2 protein-coding genes are annotated in these 1655 nt (G+C 63.9%); both read right to left on the bottom strand.

The features are described from left to right. Positions 1-794 (bottom strand): electron transfer flavoprotein subunit alpha/FixB family protein (locus tag JCM12296_RS34610; protein ID WP_306304192.1); only part of this gene is annotated, 794 nt, incomplete at its 3' end. A gap of 100 nt (positions 795-894) precedes the next feature. Next, positions 895-1655: electron transfer flavoprotein subunit beta/FixA family protein (locus tag JCM12296_RS34605; protein ID WP_157068190.1), on the bottom strand; the 761-nt coding region annotated here is incomplete at its 5' end.

Below are 1655 nucleotides of genomic sequence, written 5' to 3'. Positions count from 1 at the left end.
ACCTGGAAGATCGGTGCCTTGACGTTCTTGTTGATCGCCACGATGAACGGCGATCCCTTGATCCCGCCCATGTGCTGGAAGCTGCCGGAGATCCCGCAGGCCATGTACACCTTGGGTTTGACCGTCTGCCCGGAGGTCCCCACCTGGCGGGATTTCTCCAGCCACTTGGCGTCCACGATGGGACGCGAGCAGGAAACCACCGCGCCCATGGCGTCGGCCAGTTCCTGGGCGATCTCGATGTTGTCCTGATCCTCGATCCCGCGGCCGATGGAGACCAGCACGTCGCTCTTGGTGATGTCCACGTCGCCCACCTCGGCCTCGACCACTTCCAGGAAGCGGCGTTGGGCCGACAGGTCACCGGCGTCCCCCGACTTGTCCTCCACCGTGCCGGCGGCCGCCTTGCTTTCGTCCGGCGCGAACACGCCCGGGCGGATGTTGATCACCGCGCCCCCCGAGATATCCACGCTCACGTGGGTGCTCACCATGCCCGAGTACTCCTGACGCACCACCTTCAGGCTGCTGCCGTCCAGGCCGTCGATATCGGCCACGTCGGCGACAAAGGCCGCGTCGAGTTTGATCGACAAACCCGGCGCAAGGTCCATGCCGAAGGTGTCGTGGGCCACCAGCAGGATCGACCCCTTGGGCAGCACGTTCACCAACAGCTTGCGCACCACCTCGGCGTTGGGATACGCCAGGGCGTCGTTCTTGAACTTCAACACCTTGGCATAGGAGGCCGCCGCTGCCTCGGCAGCCTGATCCACTTCACTGCCCGCGCCGGTCACGATCGCCGTCACCGCGGCGCCGGCGTCGATTTTCTTCGCCGCAACGATCAGTTCCAGGCCGAATCGTCGGCCACGCCATCCTTATGCGTGATGTATGCATAGATCTCAGCCATTATTTCAGCCCTCCTTTGGCCTTCAGGTGTTCAATCAGCTTGGCGATGATCTCTTCGGTGCTGCCTTCCAGCATCTCGGCGCCCTCGCCCAGTTCAGGCACGAAGTAATCCGCCCGTTTCACCTTGGCCGCATCGGCGCCCACCGCGCTCGCATCCACGCCCAGGTCGCCGGCACCGTACTCGGGAATCTCCACCGAGGCCACCTTGCGGATGCCGCGGATACCCACGTAGCGCGGTTCGTTGATACCGGTCTGGATCGACAGCACGCACGGCATGGCGATCTCGTTCATCTCCTGGTTGCCGCCCTCGATCTCGCGGCCCACCGTCAGCTTGTCGCCATTCACTTCGATCTTGTTCACCAGCGAGGCGTAGGGGTAATCCAGCATCGCCGCCAGCATGCCGCCCACCTGGCCGGCACCGTCATCCGCCTGGGCCCCGGTCAGGATCAGGTCGTACTTGCCCTTTTCCACCGCCGCCTTGAGCAGGGTCGCGATACCCTTGCCGTCCGAGCCCTCGAAGGCGTCGTCGGTCAAGAGAATCCCGTTGTCCGCGCCCATGGCCATCTCGCGACGCAGCACCTCTTCGGACTCGTCGTCGCCCACCGTGACCACCGTTACGCTGCCGCCCACGTTGTCGCGGATCTGAATCGCCTCTTCCACCGCGTAGTTGTCCCACTCATTGACCGAGTACACCAGGTCGTCGCGTTCGATATCGCTGCCGGAACCGTTGACCTCGATCTCGTTCTCAGCGGTATCGGGAA

The organism is Desulfosarcina cetonica JCM 12296 (assembly GCF_001311845.1).
Taxonomy (GTDB): domain Bacteria; phylum Desulfobacterota; class Desulfobacteria; order Desulfobacterales; family Desulfosarcinaceae; genus Desulfosarcina; species Desulfosarcina cetonica.
This window is presented reverse-complemented; position numbering and strand designations above follow the sequence as displayed.